Origin of the sequence: Agromyces laixinhei, assembly GCF_006337065.1 — a bacterium.
In the GTDB taxonomy this organism is placed as follows: domain Bacteria; phylum Actinomycetota; class Actinomycetes; order Actinomycetales; family Microbacteriaceae; genus Agromyces; species Agromyces laixinhei.
Genome location: NZ_CP040872.1, coordinates 2,640,953 through 2,658,224 on the forward strand (window position 1 = coordinate 2,640,953; position 17,272 = coordinate 2,658,224).

At 69.8% G+C, this 17,272-nt stretch carries 15 protein-coding genes and 1 tRNA gene; 7 read left to right on the forward strand and 9 right to left on the reverse strand.

Annotated elements, in window-relative coordinates; all coding sequences use genetic code 11:
- Positions 1–198: 198 nt before the first annotated feature.
- The 6 genes from thrB to FHG54_RS12535 all read right to left on the reverse strand — a co-directional run bounded on the left by thrB (position 199) and on the right by FHG54_RS12535 (position 7,829).
- Positions 199–1,146 (reverse strand): homoserine kinase, encoded by a 948-nt coding sequence (gene thrB, locus FHG54_RS12510; protein ID WP_139417566.1) that lies wholly within the window; start codon positions 1,144–1,146, stop codon positions 199–201.
- Complete coding sequence (gene thrC, locus FHG54_RS12515) at positions 1,143–2,243, reverse strand: threonine synthase (RefSeq protein WP_232331437.1); 1,101 nt, start codon at positions 2,241–2,243, stop codon at positions 1,143–1,145. Before thrC ends, thrB begins: the two co-directional genes overlap by 4 nt.
- Positions 2,240–3,550 carry a homoserine dehydrogenase gene (locus FHG54_RS12520; protein ID WP_139417567.1) on the reverse strand — a complete coding sequence of 437 codons (1,311 nt, stop codon included), beginning with the start codon at positions 3,548–3,550 and terminating at the stop codon, positions 2,240–2,242. The genes thrC and FHG54_RS12520 overlap by 4 nt, the downstream gene beginning before the upstream one ends.
- The gene (gene lysA / locus FHG54_RS12525) at positions 3,547–4,974 is read right to left on the reverse strand and encodes a diaminopimelate decarboxylase (protein ID WP_139417568.1); all 1,428 of its coding nucleotides are present in this window, start codon (positions 4,972–4,974) and stop codon (positions 3,547–3,549) included. Before lysA ends, FHG54_RS12520 begins: the two co-directional genes overlap by 4 nt.
- Positions 4,975–5,155: 181 nt before the next feature.
- Complete coding sequence (locus FHG54_RS12530; RefSeq protein ID WP_139417569.1) at positions 5,156–6,133, reverse strand: LmeA family phospholipid-binding protein; 978 nt, start codon at positions 6,131–6,133, stop codon at positions 5,156–5,158.
- 22 nt (positions 6,134–6,155) lie between these two features.
- On the reverse strand, positions 6,156–7,829 hold the full coding sequence (locus FHG54_RS12535; protein WP_139417570.1) for an arginine--tRNA ligase: 1,674 nt from the start codon (positions 7,827–7,829) through the stop codon (positions 6,156–6,158).
- Between the two features lie 39 nt (positions 7,830–7,868).
- On the opposite strand from FHG54_RS12535, the gene FHG54_RS12540 reads away from it, so the two are divergent.
- From FHG54_RS12540 to FHG54_RS12555, 4 genes are all read left to right on the forward strand, one after another.
- Complete coding sequence (locus FHG54_RS12540; protein WP_139417571.1) at positions 7,869–8,492, forward strand: iron ABC transporter ATP-binding protein; 624 nt, start codon at positions 7,869–7,871, stop codon at positions 8,490–8,492.
- Positions 8,493–8,508: 16 nt separating this feature from the next.
- Positions 8,509–9,690 (forward strand): ROK family transcriptional regulator, encoded by a 1,182-nt coding sequence (locus FHG54_RS12545; RefSeq protein ID WP_139417572.1) that lies wholly within the window; start codon positions 8,509–8,511, stop codon positions 9,688–9,690.
- A gap of 65 nt (positions 9,691–9,755) precedes the next feature.
- Positions 9,756–9,828: transfer RNA gene (locus FHG54_RS12550), tRNA-Arg, on the forward strand.
- Between the two features lie 86 nt (positions 9,829–9,914).
- Complete coding sequence (locus FHG54_RS12555) at positions 9,915–10,628, forward strand: response regulator transcription factor (protein ID WP_198165851.1); 714 nt, start codon at positions 9,915–9,917, stop codon at positions 10,626–10,628.
- Here the strand turns inward: FHG54_RS12555 and vanX are convergent.
- Genes vanX through FHG54_RS12570 form a run of 3 tightly spaced genes read right to left on the reverse strand, consistent with a single transcriptional unit; the run spans position 10,556 to position 13,270 of the window.
- Positions 10,556–11,212, reverse strand: coding sequence for a D-Ala-D-Ala dipeptidase VanX (gene vanX / locus FHG54_RS12560; protein ID WP_139417573.1), 657 nt, complete (start codon positions 11,210–11,212; stop codon positions 10,556–10,558). The two genes, FHG54_RS12555 and vanX, sit on opposite strands and share 73 nt — an antisense overlap.
- Positions 11,209–12,246: a D-alanine--(R)-lactate ligase gene (gene vanA / locus FHG54_RS12565; RefSeq protein ID WP_139417574.1), complete on the reverse strand. Its 1,038-nt coding sequence runs from the start codon at positions 12,244–12,246 to the stop codon at positions 11,209–11,211. The genes vanX and vanA overlap by 4 nt, the downstream gene beginning before the upstream one ends.
- Positions 12,239–13,270 carry a D-isomer specific 2-hydroxyacid dehydrogenase family protein gene (locus tag FHG54_RS12570; protein ID WP_139417575.1) on the reverse strand — a complete coding sequence of 344 codons (1,032 nt, stop codon included), beginning with the start codon at positions 13,268–13,270 and terminating at the stop codon, positions 12,239–12,241. The genes vanA and FHG54_RS12570 overlap by 8 nt, the downstream gene beginning before the upstream one ends.
- 175 nt (positions 13,271–13,445) lie before the next feature.
- On the opposite strand from FHG54_RS12570, the gene FHG54_RS12575 reads away from it, so the two are divergent.
- From FHG54_RS12575 to FHG54_RS12585, 3 genes are all read left to right on the forward strand, one after another.
- A complete protein-coding gene (locus FHG54_RS12575; protein ID WP_139417576.1) occupies positions 13,446–15,431 on the forward strand; it encodes a TPM domain-containing protein in 1,986 nt (661 codons plus the stop codon).
- A gap of 85 nt (positions 15,432–15,516) precedes the next feature.
- Positions 15,517–16,254 (forward strand): PspA/IM30 family protein, encoded by a 738-nt coding sequence (locus FHG54_RS12580; protein WP_139417577.1) that lies wholly within the window; start codon positions 15,517–15,519, stop codon positions 16,252–16,254.
- Between the two features lie 128 nt (positions 16,255–16,382).
- On the forward strand, positions 16,383–17,237 hold the full coding sequence (locus tag FHG54_RS12585; RefSeq protein ID WP_139417578.1) for an arginase family protein: 855 nt from the start codon (positions 16,383–16,385) through the stop codon (positions 17,235–17,237).
- Positions 17,238–17,272 lie beyond the last annotated feature (35 nt).

Sequence of the window (17,272 nt, forward strand, 5' to 3'; positions counted from 1 at the left end):
TCACCGGGCCGTTGGTTTCACACGCGGCGCGCCTGTGAAGTGCGGATGTCACGTGCGGATGATCGAGCTGGGCTGCCGCCTTTCGCTCTCCGGTCTCCCGCGAGGGGCGGCGTCGCCTGAGTGGTCTGCCGCGGACGCTGCGCGGCGCTGGGACGCCGAGCGAGCTGGGGCTGCCGCCTTTCGCGACGGTTCGGACCGCTAGGCGCTCTGAACCGTCGCGCCCTTGAAGTCCACGGCGAGCGGCAGGGCCTGCCATGCGGTGTCGGCGGTCGCCTCGACGAGTGCGATGGCCGCAGCGCGTTCGCTGGGATCGCTCGCGAGCACGAGGATCGACGGCCCGGCCCCCGACACGACCGCCGGATGCCCCGCCTCGCGAAGCACCCCGATGAGCCGATCGGTTTCGGGCATCGCCTTGGCCCGATAGTGCTGGTGCAGCTTGTCTTCGGTTGCCTGGAAGAGCAGTTCGGGGCTCTGGACGAGCGCAGCGACGAGGAGCGCCGATCGCGAGACGTTGAACACCGCGTCTTCGTGCGGCACCGACTCGGGTTGCAGCGAGCGGGCGAGCGCCGTCGACATCTCGTGCTCGGGCACGAGCACGAGCGGGGAGACGCCGCGATGCACGATGAGCTTCTTGTGTCGCGGACCCTCCGGAGTCACCCAGGCGATCGTGAGGCCGCCGAAGAGTGCCGGAGCCACGTTGTCGGGGTGGCCCTCGAGTTCGGTGGCGAGATCGAGCAGTTCATCGGCACCGAAGTCGACGACGCCGTCGAGCAGCCCCCTGGCGGCCATGACACCGGCGACGATCGCGGCACCGGATGAACCGAGACCGCGGCCATGCGGAATCGAGTTGTGCGCCACGAGCCGCAGCGCCGGCAGCGGCACCCCTGCGCGGGCGAAGGTATGGGCGATCGCGCGAACGACGAGGTGACGCTCGTCGAGCGGCACCTCCCCCTCGCCGACGCCGTGCACCTCGATCTCGAGCCCTGAGCCGTCGTGCCCCGGCGAGTCATCCGGAACCGAGACCTCGATCTCGTCGTACCTGGCCAGCGCGAGACCGAGGGTGTCGAAGCCCGGGCCGAGGTTGGCCGAGGTCGCCGGAACCTTCACGAGTACGCGGTGACCGGTCAGCGACGGCACAGCGGTCATGAGGCGAGTCCGAGCACCGAGGCGATCTGCGCGGTGTCGACGGGAACGACCGTCGGCTGCACGTCGGAGCCGTCGGCCATGCGAAGCGCCCACTGCGGGTCCTTCAGACCGTGCCCGGTGACCGTGAGCACGACGCGTGCGCCTGCGGGGACGACGCCGGCGGCCGAACGCTCGAGGAGGCCCGCGACCGAGATGGCCGACGCGGGTTCGACGAAGATGCCGACCTCAGCGGAGAGGATGCGCTGTGCCTCGAGGATCTTCTCGTCTTCGATCGCGCCGAAGTAGCCGTCGGACGCGTCGCGCGCCTCGAGCGCGAGTTCCCACGACGCCGGATTGCCGATGCGGATCGCGCTCGCGATCGTGTCGGGGTCGCGCACGACCTCGCCGCGCACGATCGGCGCCGAGCCCGCGGCCTGGAAGCCGAACATGCGAGGCAGACGCGTGGCGTTGCCCGCCGCGATGTCTTCGCGGTAGCCGCGCGTGTACGCCGTGTAGTTGCCGGCGTTGCCCACGGGGATGAAGTGGAAGTCGGGAGCATCGCCGAGCACTTCGACGACCTCGAACGCCGCCGTCTTCTGCCCCTCGATACGGTCGTTGTTGACCGAGTTCACGAGGTGCACCGGGTAGTTGGCCGCGAGGTCGCGCGCGATGTCGAGGCAGTCGTCGAAGTTGCCCTGCACCTGCAGGAGTTCGGCGTTGTGGGCGATGGCCTGGCTGAGCTTGCCCATCGCGATCTTGCCCTCGGGCACGAGTACGGCGGCCTTGATGCCGGCGTGCGTCGCGTAGGCGGCCGCCGACGCGGAGGTGTTGCCGGTCGAGGCGCAGATGACGACCTTCGCACCGTGCTCGACGGCCTTCGTGACGGCCATCGTCATGCCGCGGTCCTTGAAGGAGCCGGTGGGGTTCATGCCCTCGAACTTCACCCAGACGTCGGCGCCGGTGCGTGCCGAGAGTGCGGGAGCAGGCAGGAGCGGCGTGCCGCCCTCACCGAGGGTCACGATCGGAGTGGCGTCGGTGACGTCGAGCCGGTCGGCGTACTCGCGGATGACTCCGCGCCATTGGCGGGAATTCGCCTTGGGGCTGATGGGGGTGTTCACACTGCTCCTTCGACTCGGAGGACGGACGCGAGGGATGCGACGACTGGACTCTGGACGAGGGCGGCGACGGTCTCGGCGAGCGCGGACTCCTTCGCCTCGTGCGTCCCGATCACCAGCGTAGCCCGATCGGAACCCTCGTCGACCGTCTGCTGCAATTGCTCGACGGAGACGCCGTGGTCGGCGAAGGTACGGGCGATCTGCTCGAGCACGCCCGGTTCGTCGGCGACCTCGAGGGTGATGGCGTACCGCGTCGTGATTCGCCCGATCTCGAGCACGGGCAGCGCCGCATGCGTCGACTCGGCCGTGCCCGGGCCGCCGATCACGTGCCGACGGGCGATCGCGACGAGGTCGCCGAGCACGGCCGATGCGGTCTGCACTCCCCCGGCGCCCGCCCCGTAGAACATGAGCGGGCCGGCAGCGGATGCCTCGACGAAGACCGCGTTGTTTCCGCCGTGGACGGCGGCGAGCGGGTGGCTGCGCGGCACGAGCGCCGGATAGACCCGCGCCGAGACGCCCTCCTCGCCGGTCTCGCCGTCGGTCAGCCGTTCGCAGATCGCGAGGAGCTTCACGACGTAGCCCGCGCGACGTGCGGAGTCGACCTGTGCGGCGGAGATCTCCGTGATGCCCTCGCGGTGCACCGCCTCGACGGGCACGCTCGTGTGGAATGCGAGACTCGCGAGGATCGCCGCTTTCTGCGCGGCGTCGTAGCCGCCGATGTCGGCGGTCGGGTCGGCCTCGGCGTAGCCGAGTTCGGTCGCCGTCGCGAGGGCGTCTTCGAGGGTGGCGCCCGTCTGGTCCATGCGGTCGAGGATGAAGTTCGTCGTGCCGTTCACGATGCCGAGGATGCGGTCGACCCGGTCGCCCGCGAGGCTGTCGCGCAGCGGCCGGATGATCGGGATGGCGCCCGCGACGGCCGCCTCGTACGAGAGCTGGGCGCCGACCTGCTCAGCGGCGGCGAAGAGCTCGGGGCCGTGCTGCGCGATCAGCGCCTTGTTGCCCGTGACGACGTCGGCGCCGGAGGCGATGGCCTGCAGCATGAGCGTACGAGCCGGCTCGATTCCGCCCATGAGCTCGATCACGATGTCGGAGCCGAGGATGAGCGCGTCGGAGTCGGTCGTCAACAGCTCGCGGGGCAGCTCGGCATCGCGCTCGGCGTCGAGATCCCGCACGGCGATGCCGACGAGTTCGATGCGGGCGCCGATTCGCTGGGCGAGCTCGTCGGAGTGGTCGAGCAGGAGGCGTGCCACCTGTGAGCCGACGGAGCCCGCGCCGAGCAGGCCCACTCGGATGGAGCGGTACTCGATCATGCAGGGTTCCCTTCCATGGGGCGGTCGTTGGAGAGGTCGGATGCCGCGAGCACGGCGTCGCGGGCGAGCAACTGCTGCTCGGTCTCGCCGTGCACGATGACGCGCGCGACGCCGTCGCGCACGGCGATGACGGGCGGGCGCGGCACGTGGTTGTAGTTGGAGCCGAGCGACCAGCAGTAGGCGCCTGTCGCGGGCACGGCGAGCAGGTCGCCGGGGGCGACATCGCCCGGCAGGTACTCGGCGTCGACGACGATGTCGCCCGACTCGCAGTGCTTGCCGGCGACCCGCACGAGGGCGGGCGCGGCGGTCGAGACCCGCGAGGCGATGCGGGCTGAGTACTCGGCACCGTAGAGCGCTGTGCGGGCGTTGTCGCTCATGCCGCCGTCGATCGAGACGTAGCGGCGCACTCCGCCCTCGATCGGCACGGGCTTGGTCGTGCCGACCGTGTAGAGCGTGACCCCGGCCGGGCCGATGATCGAACGCCCGGGCTCGAAGGCGAGCTTCGGCACGGGGATGCCGTGCTCGCGGCATCCGGTCGCGACGGCGGCGGCGATGCCCTGCGCGATCTCCTCGATCGGCGAGGGCTCGTCGGCCGAGGTGTAGGCGATGCCGAAGCCGCCCCCCAGGTTCAACTCGGGAACCGGCCCGGTCTTCGAGAGTTCCGCATGCGCGCCGAGCAGTCGTTCGGCGGACTCGGCGAAGCCCGCAGCGTCGAAGATCTGCGAGCCGATGTGGCAGTGCAGGCCGATGAGGTCGAGCGACGCGTGCGATCGGATTCGGGTGCCGAGTTCGACCGCACTGGCCAGCGGCACGCCGAACTTCTGGTCTTCGTGGGCGGTCGCGAGGAACTCGTGCGTCGATGCGTGCACGCCGCTGTTGACGCGGAGCCGCACGGGCTGCACCCGGCCTGCGCGCGCCGCGGCATCCGCGACCCGTTCGATCTCGATCTCGCTGTCGATGATGATCGTGCCGACGCCGGCCTCGACGGCGCGTTCGATCTCGGCGACCGATTTGTTGTTGCCGTGGAAGCCGATGCGGGCCGGGTCCGCGCCCGCCGCGAGCGCGACGGCGAGTTCGCCACCGGTGCACACGTCGACCGCGAGTCCCTCCTCGGTCACCCAGTGCACGATCGCGCCCGACAGGAAGGCCTTGCCCGCGTAATACACGGTCACGGTCGTGCCGATGGCTGCTGCGGCGTCGTCGAATGCGCGCCTGATCTGCGACGCCCGGGCCCGGGCGTCGGCTTCGTCGACGACGTGGAGCGGGGTGCCGTACTCGGCGACGAGCGACGCCGCATCGACTCCGGCGATCACGAGCCGGCCGGCTTCGTCGCGTGCGGCGGTGGACGGCCAGACGAGCGGCGCGAGTGCGTTGGCGTCATCGGGCACGCGGAGCCATCCGGGGACAGGTGCACTGGATGCCACGGGGGAACCTCACGGACGGAATGGCGGCGGCATGGATCGCTCGAGGCGAGCGAACCCGGATCGGTTCCTGAAGCCTGCTGTGCGCGCCACCTTGTGGGTCGGCGTACCGCGAGTCTACCGAGGGGTGCGTGCCGAGCCGAATCGACGCCGGCGGCAGTGCGCTCGGGTTCGGTCAGCACGGTCAGTCGCAGGTGCCCCGCTGCTGGAGGCTCGCGGAGTCGAGCACGAGGCCGTCGCCGTCGAGCTCGACGACCGCGGTGCCCGGCGTGACCGAGACCGATTCGAGGAGCACGCCCGCCGGCAGCCGGTCGGCGATGCACAGCTCGATCGGGGTGCCGCCGACGAGTCGGTCGAGGAGTCCCGACACATCGAGCGATGCACCCCCGGCGGTGACCTCGACGCCGGACGGTTCGAGCAGCACGGCGTCACCGGCGGCCGTGGGGGTCGCGGTGACCTGATAGGTGAGGGGCAGGCCGAGCAGTTCGACGGAGCCCTCGTACCCGACGATGCCGTCGCCGAGCGTGAGTCCGGTCTCGACGCCGGCGACGGTGACCAATCGGTTCACCGACTCCTCGTCGGCCGTGATCGTCGCGCTCAGGCGCCGCACGGGCGACGACGTGTCGACCGGCAGTCCGTCGGCGACGACTTCGACGGCGAGGGGTGCGCCGTCGACGCTCAGCTGGGGCGCGGAGAGCTCGACGTGCTGCATCGTTCCCGAGAGGTACTGCGCGATGACGGAGAATCCGCCGATGCGCACGTCGACGTCGCCCTCGACGCCCTCGGGCAGGTTCGCCTCGATGTTCTGGGCGACACGCTGCTCGGCGATGCCCCGGCCGATGACGTCGGCCACGACGACGAGGGCGACGATCGCTGCGAGCACGACACCCACGACGATCCAGATGCGGGCTGAGCGGCCGAGTCGACCGCGAGACCGGGGCTCGGCGGGGTCTTCGGCCGGTGCAGCGGCGGCGTTGCGTGCGGCGGGCGGCGCGATGACCTCGGTCGGCCGCGCGTCGGTGAGGTCGCCCGGCATGACGGCGGTCGCCGCCGTGGCCTCGTCGGTCGCCTGCGGCTCGCCCTCGGGCTCGTCCGCACCCGACCGCCACCACGCCCGCTCGGAGCCATCGCCCCGGTCGCGCTCGTCGCCGTGCTTCACCATCGGTGCCTCCGGGTCGGGTCGGTCACATGCGTTCGGGTGCCGACACGCCGAGCAGCGCCAGTCCGTTGCGCAGCACCTGGCCCGTCGCGTCGTTCAGCCACAGCCTCGTGCGGTGCATCTCGCCGATCGGCTCCTCGCCGAGTGGGAGCACGCGGCAATTGTCGTACCAGCGATGGTAGAGCCCGGCGAGTTCCTCGATGTAGCGCGCGACTCGATGCGGTTCGCGGAGTTCGGCGGACTGGGCGACGACGCGCGGAAACTCCTGCAGCGCGCCGAGCAGCGCCGACTCGGTCTCGTGCGTCAGGAGCTCGGGTGCGAACGACGAACGATCGAGACCGACGGATGCCGCGTTGCGGTCGACCGCGCAGGTGCGGGCGTGCGCGTACTGCACGTAGAAGACCGGGTTGTCGTTCGTGCGGCGTTGCAGGATCTCGGGGTCGATCGTCAACGGCGAGTCGGCGGGATAGCGGCCGAGGGTGTACCGGAGCGGGTCGGTGCCGAGCCAGGCCTGCAGGTCGTCGAGTTCGATGATGTTTCCGGCGCGCTTCGAGAGCTTCGCACCGTTGATCGACACGAGCTGGCCGATCTGCACCTCGATATCGCGCTCAGGGTCGTCGCCGGCGGCGCCCGCGAGCGCCTTGAGGCGGTGCACGTACCCGTGGTGGTCGGCGCCGAGCAGGTAGATCTTGTGCTTGAAGCCGCGGTCGCCCTTGTCGAGGTACAGCGCCGCGTCGGCCGCGAAGTAGGTGTAGACGCCGTTGCTGCGGCGGACCACCCGGTCTTTGTCGTCGCCGAAGTCGGTCGTGCGCACCCACACGGCGTCGTCGAGCTCGAAGACGTGGCCCTGGGCACGCAGGCGCTCCACCGCGGTGTCGACGTCGCTGAGCCCGTCGTCGCCCGTCGAGTGCATGCGGCGTTCGCTCGTCCACACATCGAAGTGCACGTTGAACCGGGCGAGCGACTCGCGGATCTCGGCGAACTGCAGCTCGTAGGCGATCTCCTTCGCGGTGTGCAGCGCGACGTCATCGGCGAGCTCGAGCAGCTTGGGCTCGCGTTCGAGCACGCTCGCGGCGAGGTCGGAGATGTAGCTGCCCGGGTAGCCGCCCTCGGGGGTCGGCTCCCCCTTCGCCGCGGCGAGCACCGACGCTCCGAACGCGTCCATCTGGCTGCCGGCGTCGTTGATGTAGTACTCGTTCGCAACCTCGGCGCCGGCCGCACGCAGCACCCGGCTGATCGAATCGCCGAGCGCTGCCCAGCGGCTGTGCCCGATGTGCAGCGGGCCCGTGGGGTTCGCCGAGACGAACTCGAGGTTGATGACGCTGCCCGAGAGCGAGTCGCTGCGACCGTAGTCAGGGCCTGCCTCGACGATCGTCTTGGCGAGAGCGCCGGCGGCTGCGGCCTCGAGGCGGATGTTGATGAAGCCGGGTCCGGCGACCTCGGCGCTCGCGACGCCGTCGACACCGGTGAGCCCGGCGGCGAGCTCGGTCGCGAGGTCGCGGGGGCTGCGACTCAGCGGCTTCGCCACGCGCATCGCGAGGTTCGAGGCCCAATCGCCGTGCTCGCGGTTCTTCGGACGCTCGAGCACGACCTCGGCCGCCGTCAGCTCGAACACGACCTCCTCGCCCTCGGCACGACGTCGCTCGACGAGGGCGAGCACGAGGTCGTACAGAGCGAGCGAAAGATCGGCGGGAGTCACCAGTAAATCCTACCCGCCGCCATTGATAAGGTTCGTCACATGCTGCGCTCGCCCCACCCCTTCCGCGTCCGTCCCGCCGTCACCGTCGCACTCGTGGCCGCGGCATCCGTGATGCTCCTGAGCGGATGCACCGGCGAGGCCGCGGCGCCGGAGAATTCGACGGCCCCGCCGCAGGCGAGCGAGGCACCGGACAGCTCCGCCTCCCCCGAGCCCACTGAGACCGCAGAGCCGACCGTGCCGTTCGCCATCGAGTGCGACGCACTGGTGACCGCCGATCAGCTCTATGCGTTCAACCCCAACTTCGGCACTGCGCCCGACTACTCGCCGAAGGGCGAGCACGTCGTCGCCGTCGTGGAGGAAGACGGCACCGCCTGCGGCTGGATGAACCAGACGAGCGGCGAGATCATCGAGGTCGCCGTCTCGACTCCGTCGCCCGCGGCACTGCTCGCACACAAGAACGAGGCGGCCGTGGGTTCGACCGCCGTCCCGACGTATGGCACTCCTCCCGCGGTCGAGGGATACTTCCGCCAGACCAGCGGCACGGGCGCCGCCCAGATCTTCACCGGCCCCTACTGGATCGTGATCGCCTCCCCCGTGCTCTTCGAACCCGGCGACGCCGGCCAGCTCGTCGCCGATGTGCTCGGCAACCTTCCCCCGGCATGATCACGGCGCTGCGACCATGAAGGCATCGCACGGCACCCCGTCGTGGCTCGGCGCCGTCAACGATCGGGTCGGACTCTCCGCCCTGCTCGACCACGGCCCGCTCACCCGCAATCGCATCTGCGAGCTCGTCGGCGTCTCGAAGCCGACCGCGTCGATGATGATGACCCGCCTGATCGCGGCCGGCGTCGTCGAGGAGCGCGGGCAGGTCGCCGGAAATCCCGGCCGGAGCGCCACGCTCTACGCCGCACGCACCGACCGGCCGCTCGCCGTCGCGATCGCGATCGAGGCCGACGAGCTCCGCGCCTGCGTCGTCGACGCCGCGGGCAGTGAACGGCCCATGGTGCGCATCGTGTTCCCGCGCGACGCCGCCGAGCGCGACGCGGTGCGAGAGGTCGCCGCGGCGATCCGCGACGCGAGCGCGGCCGCAGGCACCGACCCTTCCGTCGTGCACACCGTCTGCATCGGCACGGCCGGCTATGTCGATCCCCACGACGACGGCACGCTCTTCAGTGAGACCCTGCCCGGCTGGCCGATCACCGGACTCCGCCGCACCCTCGAGACCGAGCTCGGCGTCGCGGTCTACATCGAGAACGACGTGAACCTCGCGGCGATCGCCGAACGCGAGTCCGGCGCGGGCGAGGGCCGTGACGTGTTCGCGCTGCTCTGGCTCGGCAACGGCGTCGGCGCGTCCTTCGACGTGGCGGGCGACCTCCACCGTGGCAGCTTCGGCGGCGCCGGCGAGATCGGGTTCCTGCCCCTCTCGGCCGCGGCCCAGGCACTCGACGAGCACGCCGTCACGAGCCAGGACCTCGCCGGTGCCCTTGCGGTGCGCCGCATCGCGGTCGCGCACGGGCTCGCCGCCGACGACCACCGCGCGATGCTCGAGGCGATCGCGGCGAGTCCCGAGCGGGCGGCGATCTTCGAGGACCTCGGCGAACGCGTCGCCCACCTGTCGCTCCCGCTGCTCGCGACGCTCGATCCGGGCAGGCTCGTACTCGCCGGCCCGACTGCGATCGTCGGAGGACGGCCCCTCGCCGAGGCGGTGGAGCGGGGCATCCGTCGCATCAGCAGGTGGTACCCCGAGGTCGTCGCGACGCACCTCGATCACGACCCGGTACTGCACGGCGCGCGAGCCTTCCTCACCGCGAAGGTGCGCGACGAGCTGCTCGGAACCGTCGCCAGGCTCAGCCTCTCCTGAGGCGGCTTTCCGGTGCCGTCGGGGTCGGGAACGGGTGCGCGAAGTGGTAATGTCTCTAGCTGTGCGCCTCCGTAGCTCAGGGGATAGAGCGCCGGTTTCCGGTACCGTAGGTCGGGGGTTCGAATCCCTCCGGGGGCACGTTGGGTCGAGTGCGGCATCGTGTTGCCGGTTCGTCTGCGGATTTCCTTACGCCGACGATATGCACCGACCCGTACCCTTGAAGCATGCGCGTACTGGTGGTCGAGGACGAGGTCTTCATGGCGGAGGCCGTCCGCGATGGACTGCGCCTGGAAGCGATCGCCGCAGACATCGCCGGTGACGGCGACACTGCCCTGGAGTTGTTGAGCATCAACTCCTACGACATCGCCGTCCTCGATCGCGACATTCCCGGGCCCTCCGGCGATGAGGTCGCCGAGCGCATCATCGCTTCCGGCAGCGGTATGCCGATCCTGATGCTCACCGCCGCCGACCGGTTGGACGACAAGACTTCCGGTTTCGAGCTCGGTGCCGACGACTACCTCACCAAGCCGTTCGCGTTGCAGGAACTCGTGCTGCGCCTCAGGGCGCTTGACCGCAGACGTGCCCACAACAGGCCGCCGGTGCGAGAGCTCGCCGGCCTGCGGCTGGACCCGTTCCGCCGCGAGGTGTACCGAGACGGGCGGTACGTCGCGCTCACCCGCAAGCAGTTCGCCGTGCTCGAAGTCCTCATGGCCGCCGACGGCGGAGTCATCAGCGCCGAAGAGCTCCTGGAACGGGCCTGGGACGAGAACGCCGACCCCTTCACCAACGCCGTACGCATCACGGTCTCCGCCCTGCGCAAGCGCCTCGGGGAACCCTGGCTCATCGCCACGGTGCCAGGTGTCGGCTACCGCATCAGCCCCGCACTCAGTCCGGCCGACCGAGCTCGAGCGGCCGGCGTGACGGGGAAGTCGAAGTAGGTGTCGGGGAAGGGTTCGTTCCTCAGCGTGTAGTGCCACCACTCGCACTCGTACCGATCGAAGCCGGCGCTCTCCATGATGGAGCTCAGATTCCGGCGGTTCGCCGCCTCGGCTTCCGTGATCCCGTCTGCTCCATGATGTGAGATCGGATCCATCAGGTCATGGTCCCCGCCCATGTGGGCGAGTTCGCCGGTCACGAGGTCGAAGAGCGACAGATCGACGGTGCCGCCTCGACTGTGACCCGACTTGGCTGCCACGTATCCCTTCTCGAACATCTCCGATCTGTCGATGTTCGGGTAGTGTCGCGGCTTCTTCCGACCGTCCTCGGGCTGCCTCGACCACTGCATGAAGCAGTCCACGGCGCGCTGGGGGCGGTAGCCGTCCCACAGCAGCAGGCCGAAGCCCAGCGACGCGGCGCTCTCCTGCGCTCGTCTCAGGGCTTCGCACAGCGCCGTCGTACCGACGATTCGATTGGCCGAATAGCCGTCCACCGGCTTGCCGGTGAAGTTGTCCCAGGTCGCGTACTTGGCATCCCAGCGCACTCCGGGCACCAGTTCATCCACGAACACGAAGTCGTCGATCATCGCTCCGCCCCCTGCAACGCCAGCGACACGAGCCGTTCGATGACCTCGGAGAGCGGCAGTCCCGCCGCGGTCATCATCCTGGGGTAGCGGCTGTACGACGTCAGACCCGGCAGCGTGTTGACCTCGTTCAGGACCACCTGCCCGTCATCCGTGAGGAACATGTCCACGCGGGCGAGTCCGGTGCAGCCCAGGGTGCGATAGACGGTCTTCGCGGTCTCCTGCACGAGCCGACGGGCTTCCTCGGAAATGTCAGCGGGAACGATGAACGACGAGTTCTCCGAACCGGTCTCGGGTGAGTCCTCCTGGTGGATCCTGAAGAAGCCATGCGACAGGGCGACGCGATCCACCTCGCCCGCGGTCAGGTCCGGATCGTTGCCCACGATCGCGCATCCGACCTCTCTACCGTCCACCGCCTCCTCGACCAATACCTTCGAGTCGAACTGCCGTGCGGTCTCCAGCGCGCTCGGCAGCTCATCGCCTCGGGTGACCTTGCTCACGCCGAACGACGAACCTGAACGGGCCGGCTTCACGAAGACGGGGTAACTGAGCTGGTCGGGGTCGACCGTGTCGTCAGGCGTCACGATCCAGAACTTCGGTGTGGCGATTCCCGCGCTTCGCACGACGGTGTAGGCGAGGGACTTGTCCATGCACAGGGCGGAGCTCTGGATGTCGCAGCCGACGTACGGGATGCCGGACAACTCCAACAGCCCCTGCATGGCGCCGTCCTCGCCGAGCCTGCCGTGCAGGACTGGAAGCACGACGTCCAGCCTGACCGCCTCGACGCGGCCATCGTTCACGACCAGCAGGCCGTGGGTGCTTCGGTCGGGTGACAGCACGACGGGGCGGCCGGATTCCTCCCATCCCGGCTCAGGACTGTCGCAGAGCAGCCACTCTCCGCTCGACCGTATGCCGATCCAGTACGGCTCGTACGTCTCGATGTCGAGGTGCTTCGCGACCTCTTGCGCAGACTTGACTGAGACGAGGTGTTCTTCGGAAGTTCCCCCGAAGAGGATGCCGACTCTCGACCTATCCATGCGGTGTCTCGCTTTCGAATCTCAGGCAGTTGATGAGGCTGTTCTCGATGGTGTCGCTCAGTGCTCGGTCGGTGAAGAACGCGGAGTGGGGGCTGATGAGCACGTTCGGCAGCCTCTGCAGTTGCAGCAGCGTCGAGTTCTCGATGGGCGCGTTCCGGCGGTCGGTGTAGAAGATCCCTTCCTCTCCTTCGAGGACGTCGAGCGCCGCACCGCCCAGGCTGCCGCGCTCCAACGCCGCAAGCAGGGCTTCGGTATCGAGAAGCGGCCCGCGGCCGGTGTTGACGACGAACGCGCCCTGCTTCATCTCGTCGATGCGTCGACGGTCGAGCAGATGGTGCGTGGCTGCGGTCAGCGGGGTGTGCAGCGTCACGATGTCGCTCCGCCGCAGCAGTTCGCTGAGCGGAACGTGGTCGGCGGAGGTATACGCGCGGCGGTCGTGGGCCAGAACGCGGCAGCCGAAACCGCCCAGCCGGTCGATGACGGCTCCGCCGATGCGTCCCGTTCCGACCACCCCGACGGTCAGGTCGCGCAGTTCCCTCCCTCGGATCTCGCCCAATCGGTAGTCATGCGCATCGGTACGGCGGAGGACGGACTTCGCATGGCGCACGGCCATCAGCATCAGCATCAGCGTGTAGTCCGCGACGCTGTCGGGCGAGTAGGCGACATTGCCGACGGCGACTCCGACGCTCGCCGCATAGTTCACGTCGAGGTGGTCGTACCCGATGCTCCTCGTCGAGATGTAGCCCACGCCGGCCGTGCTGAGTGCACGCAGCATGGCATTCGTGAGGCGTGTCTTGTGGCCGATGCTGATGCATCGGTTTCCGGTCGCCGATTCGATATTGGCTTCGGATATCGCTGCCTCGATGATGGTCGGCAGCACGCCGAAGCGCGGCGCCATCGCTCGCAACTGGTCGGCCTCGTCCCGGCCGCATCCGTAGAAGGTGATTCCACGTGCCGGGGCGAGTGCGGAGGACGCGTACGCCGGCGCGGCCTCCGCGGTTCGTGGTGGTGCGCTGTGGCTCATGCATCCCAGTCAATGGAGCGCGGTGTTGCCGGCCCGTATCCGATTTTCGATACGCCGACGATAGGTACGGAGACGCATGTCGTGCAGTCTCCTCGTGGCCGGTCGATCGTGGACGACGCACGCGCCCGCCCCATAGACTCGAACTCGTCTGTCGGTCGGGGAAAGGCGCTGGTGCATGCGCGTAGTACGCAAGTGGTCCGCGGCGCTCGCGATCGTCACCGGAGCGGTGATCGGTACCGGCGCGGCCGGGCTCGCATGGGCTGAAGATCCCGTCACGTTCACCTCCTCCCCCGTCGTCGACAGCGTCGGGGCGCTCGGGGCCGACACCGACGGGGTCGTCGCGGCGCTCGAGTCCGCGGCCGACCGCAGCGGTCGTCAACTCTTCGTGACCTACGTCTCGACGTTCACGAACCCCGCTTCGGCGACGGAGTGGGCCGACGAGACGGCCGTCGCGAACAACATGGGCAGCGACGACTACCTGCTCGCCGTGGCCGTCGACGGCGGCGCCTACCATCTGTCGGCGGCGGGCGACGCCTCGCTCTCCGACGGCGAGCTCGACCGGATCGCGCAGCGTGTCATCGAGCCGAAGCTCCGCGACGGCGATTGGGCGGGCGCGGCGATCGCCGGCGCCGATGCCATCGCCGGCGATTCCGGAGGCAGCGGCTGGGGCTTCGTGTGGTTCATCGTGATCGCCGCGGCCGTCGTCGTGGTCATCGCGGTCGTGCTGGCCCGGCGCAAGAAGAAGAAGTCGGGCGACGCCGGCGCCGGTCAGGTGCCGCTCCCCTCGATCGAAGAGCTGCGCCGTCAGGCGGGCAGCGCCCTCGTGCAGGTCGACGACGCGGTGAAGACGAGTGAAGAGGAGCTCGGCTTCGCCGTCGCCTCTTACGGCAAGGACGCGACCGAGTCGTTCCGTGCGGCGCTCGACACGGCGAAGGCGAGGGTGGCTGAGGCGTTCACCCTGCAACAGCAACTCGACGACGCCACGCCCGACTCCGACGAACAGCGCCGCGAGTGGTACGGCGGCATCCTGCGGCTCACGGGTGAAGCCGATGCACTCCTCGACGAGCAGGTCGAACGGTTCGACGAACTGCGGGCCCTCGAACGCGACGTGCCCGCCCAACTCGCCCGAGTGCAGGCGGTGGCCGTTGCTGCCGAAGCCACCCTCGAGCCCGCCGAGCAGCGACTCGCAGCGCTCGGCACCCAGTACGCGGCTTCCAGCATCGCGCCGATCATCGACAACGTGACCGAAGCGCGGTCGCGCATCGGCTTCACCCGCGAGGCGCTCGCGGCCGCGAGTGCGGACGCCGCCGCAGGCGATACCGCACAGGCAGCGGTCGGTATCCGCGCAGCCGAGGAATCCGTCGACCAGACCACACTGCTGACGGCGGCCGTCGATCGGCTCGCCGCCGACCTCGAGGCCGCGGATGCGGCCGTGACCACAGGCGTCGGCGACCTCGATCGCGATGTCGCAACCGCACGTGGGCTGCAGAATGCGGATGCCGCGGCGACCGCCGACCGGGTGGCCGCGGAAGTGGCGGCTCTCCGCGCCGCGATCGCCGCGCCGGGCCGGGATCCGATGGAACTGCGTGCGAGGCTCGAGCGCGTCGACGCCGAGATCGACGCGATGATCCGGAACGTGCAGGATGCCGCGGAACGCGCCTCCCGCGCGCAGGCGCAGCTCAGCCGTTCGCTCATGACGGCCAGAGCGCAGGTGCAGGCGGCCGAGGATTACCTCGTCGCCCGCCGCGGAGCGATCGGCGCGGAGGCGCGCACCAGACTCGCCGAGGCCGGGCGACTCCTCGTCGAGGCGCAGGCGTCCGCAACGACCGACGCTGCCGCAGCCCTTGCCTCGGCGCAGCGCGCGGAACGGCTCGCAGCCGAGGCCATGTCGCTCGCCCAGCGCGACGTCGGCGGGTTCGGCGGCGGCATGGGCGGCATGGCCGGTGGCTACGGCGGCACGGGCGGAGGATCGGGCGGCAACGACATGCTCGGCGCGGTGCTCGGCGGCATCCTCATCAATTCGGTCTTCGGCGGTGGCGGCCGTTCCTCGGGTGGCTTCGGCGGCGGCCGCTCCTCGGGTGGCTTCGGCGGCGGCCGCTCCGCCGGAAGCTTCGGCGGTGCCGCGACCCGTTCGCGGCGCGGGAGCGGGGGACGCTTCTGACCCGCCCGACGCACCGTTGACCGCTGCCACACGACCGACCACGACCGACCACGACCGAACTCGAACACCATGAAAGGGAACCACCATGACGAAACAGTCCATCTTCGGACGGATCTCGCAGCTCGTGCGAGCCAACATCAACAACCTCATCGACCAGGCTGAAGACCCGCAGCTGATGCTCGACCAGATGGTGCGCGACTTCACGAACGCGATCGCCGAGGCCGAAGCCGCGATCGCCGAGACCATCGGCAACCTGCGTCTGCTCGAAGACGACCACCGCGAAGACGCCGAAGCTGCGCGCGAGTGGGGCGAGAAGGCCATCGCGGCGAGCCGGAAGGGCGACGAGATGCGCGCGGCCGGCGACGCCTCCGGAGCCGACAAGTTCGACAACCTCGCCAAGGTCGCCCTCAGTCGCCAGATCTCGTCCGAGAACGAGGCGAAGGCGGCCGAACCGCAGATCGCCGCGCAGACCGAGGTCGTCGACAAGCTGAAGGACGGCCTCAACGGCATGAAGGAGAAGCTCGTTCAGCTGAAGAACAAGCGCTCCGAGCTCGTCGCCCGCGCCAAGTCGGCCGAGGCGCAGAAGCAGGTGCACGACGCCGTCAAGTCGATCGACATCCTCGACCCGACCAGCGAGATCGGCCGCTTCGAAGACAAGATCCGCCGCGAGGAGGCCGTCGTTCGCGGTCAGGCCGAGCTCGCCGCGTCGAGCCTCGACGCGCAGTTCAACGAGCTCGACGACCTCGGAGAGCTCACCGAGGTCGACGCCCGACTCGCGGCGCTGAAGGCCGGCGGCACGAGCCAGGGCGCCATCGGCGGCTGACCTGCTCAGGTCGGGCCTGTCTTGCCTTCGAAGGTCTCGACAGGCCCGAACTGCAGAGTCCGCCCGCCACACGGAATCGGCCCAGACGCACAGGCGCGGATGCCCCGGGGCGCGCGATACTTGAGAACATGCCCGCAACATTCGTGGTGGTCCCGCTCTGGCAGGGATCCGTCTCCTCCCGCGCCATGAGTCATGCGGACGGCGCCGACGCCATCCTCGGCGACCTCCCGAGCACCTCGACCATCGTCATCGAGGTTCCGGTCGAGGCCGGGGAGTCGCTCGGCACCGGAGTTCAGCGGTACAGCACGCTCGTGCGGGTGCGCGAGCGCACCGCCGAAGCCCTCTCCCGTGTTCCCGACTGGGCGCTCACCATCGGCGGCGACTGCGGAGCCTCGCTCGCCTCGGTCGGCCACGCCTCTGCCCGCGCCGCCGGCGGTCTCGCGGTGCTCTGGCTCGACGCTCACCCCGATCTGAACACCCCCGAAACCTCGCCGTCCGGCGGGTTCGGCGGCATGACGCTGCGGGCCATCGCCGGCGAGGGTGCCGAAGGGCTCGCCCTCGACCCCGAGGCACGGGTTGCACCCGAACGACTCGTGCTCGGCGGCATCCGTGCGATCGACGACGAGGAGCGCCGCTTCATCGACGCCCACGGCGTGGCGACGCTCACCGTCGAAGACCTCTCCGACCCCTCGCTCGTGATCTCAGCCCTCGAGGCGACCGGCGCCTCGCACGTGTTCATCCACATCGACCTCGACGTGCTCGACCCCTCGGCGCTCGCGGGGCTGTCGTACCCGATGCCCTTCGGCATCGGCGCCGCCGAGCTCATCGCGCTCGTGCGCGCAGTTGCAGCACGCTTCCCCCTCGCGGGTGCGGCGATCGCCGGATTCGCGCCGGCATCGGCGCAGACCGCCGCCGACGACCTGCCGACGATCCTGCGCCTGGTCGGCGCGCTCACTTCCGGCAACGCCGCGCCGACTGCCTAGGCTGGACGGCAGGCCGTCGGCACCTGCCGCGGGCA

Bases quoted from the DNA above. Each gene is read 5' to 3' on its own strand.
- thrB (WP_139417566.1), bottom strand. From the start codon at position 1,146: ATGACCGCTGTGCCGTCGCTGACCGGTCACCGCGTACTCGTGAAGGTT.
- FHG54_RS12520 (WP_139417567.1), bottom strand. From the start codon at position 3,550: ATGATCGAGTACCGCTCCATCCGAGTGGGCCTGCTCGGCGCGGGCTCC.
- FHG54_RS12530 (WP_139417569.1), bottom strand. From the start codon at position 6,133: ATGGTGAAGCACGGCGACGAGCGCGACCGGGGCGATGGCTCCGAGCGG.
- FHG54_RS12540 (WP_139417571.1), top strand. From the start codon at position 7,869: ATGCTGCGCTCGCCCCACCCCTTCCGCGTCCGTCCCGCCGTCACCGTC.
- FHG54_RS12545 (WP_139417572.1), top strand. From the start codon at position 8,509: ATGAAGGCATCGCACGGCACCCCGTCGTGGCTCGGCGCCGTCAACGAT.
- FHG54_RS12555 (WP_198165851.1), top strand. From the start codon at position 9,915: ATGCGCGTACTGGTGGTCGAGGACGAGGTCTTCATGGCGGAGGCCGTC.
- vanX (WP_139417573.1), bottom strand. From the start codon at position 11,212: ATGATCGACGACTTCGTGTTCGTGGATGAACTGGTGCCCGGAGTGCGC.
- vanA (WP_139417574.1), bottom strand. From the start codon at position 12,246: ATGGATAGGTCGAGAGTCGGCATCCTCTTCGGGGGAACTTCCGAAGAA.
- FHG54_RS12570 (WP_139417575.1), bottom strand. From the start codon at position 13,270: ATGAGCCACAGCGCACCACCACGAACCGCGGAGGCCGCGCCGGCGTAC.
- FHG54_RS12575 (WP_139417576.1), top strand. From the start codon at position 13,446: ATGCGCGTAGTACGCAAGTGGTCCGCGGCGCTCGCGATCGTCACCGGA.
- FHG54_RS12580 (WP_139417577.1), top strand. From the start codon at position 15,517: ATGACGAAACAGTCCATCTTCGGACGGATCTCGCAGCTCGTGCGAGCC.
- FHG54_RS12585 (WP_139417578.1), top strand. From the start codon at position 16,383: ATGCCCGCAACATTCGTGGTGGTCCCGCTCTGGCAGGGATCCGTCTCC.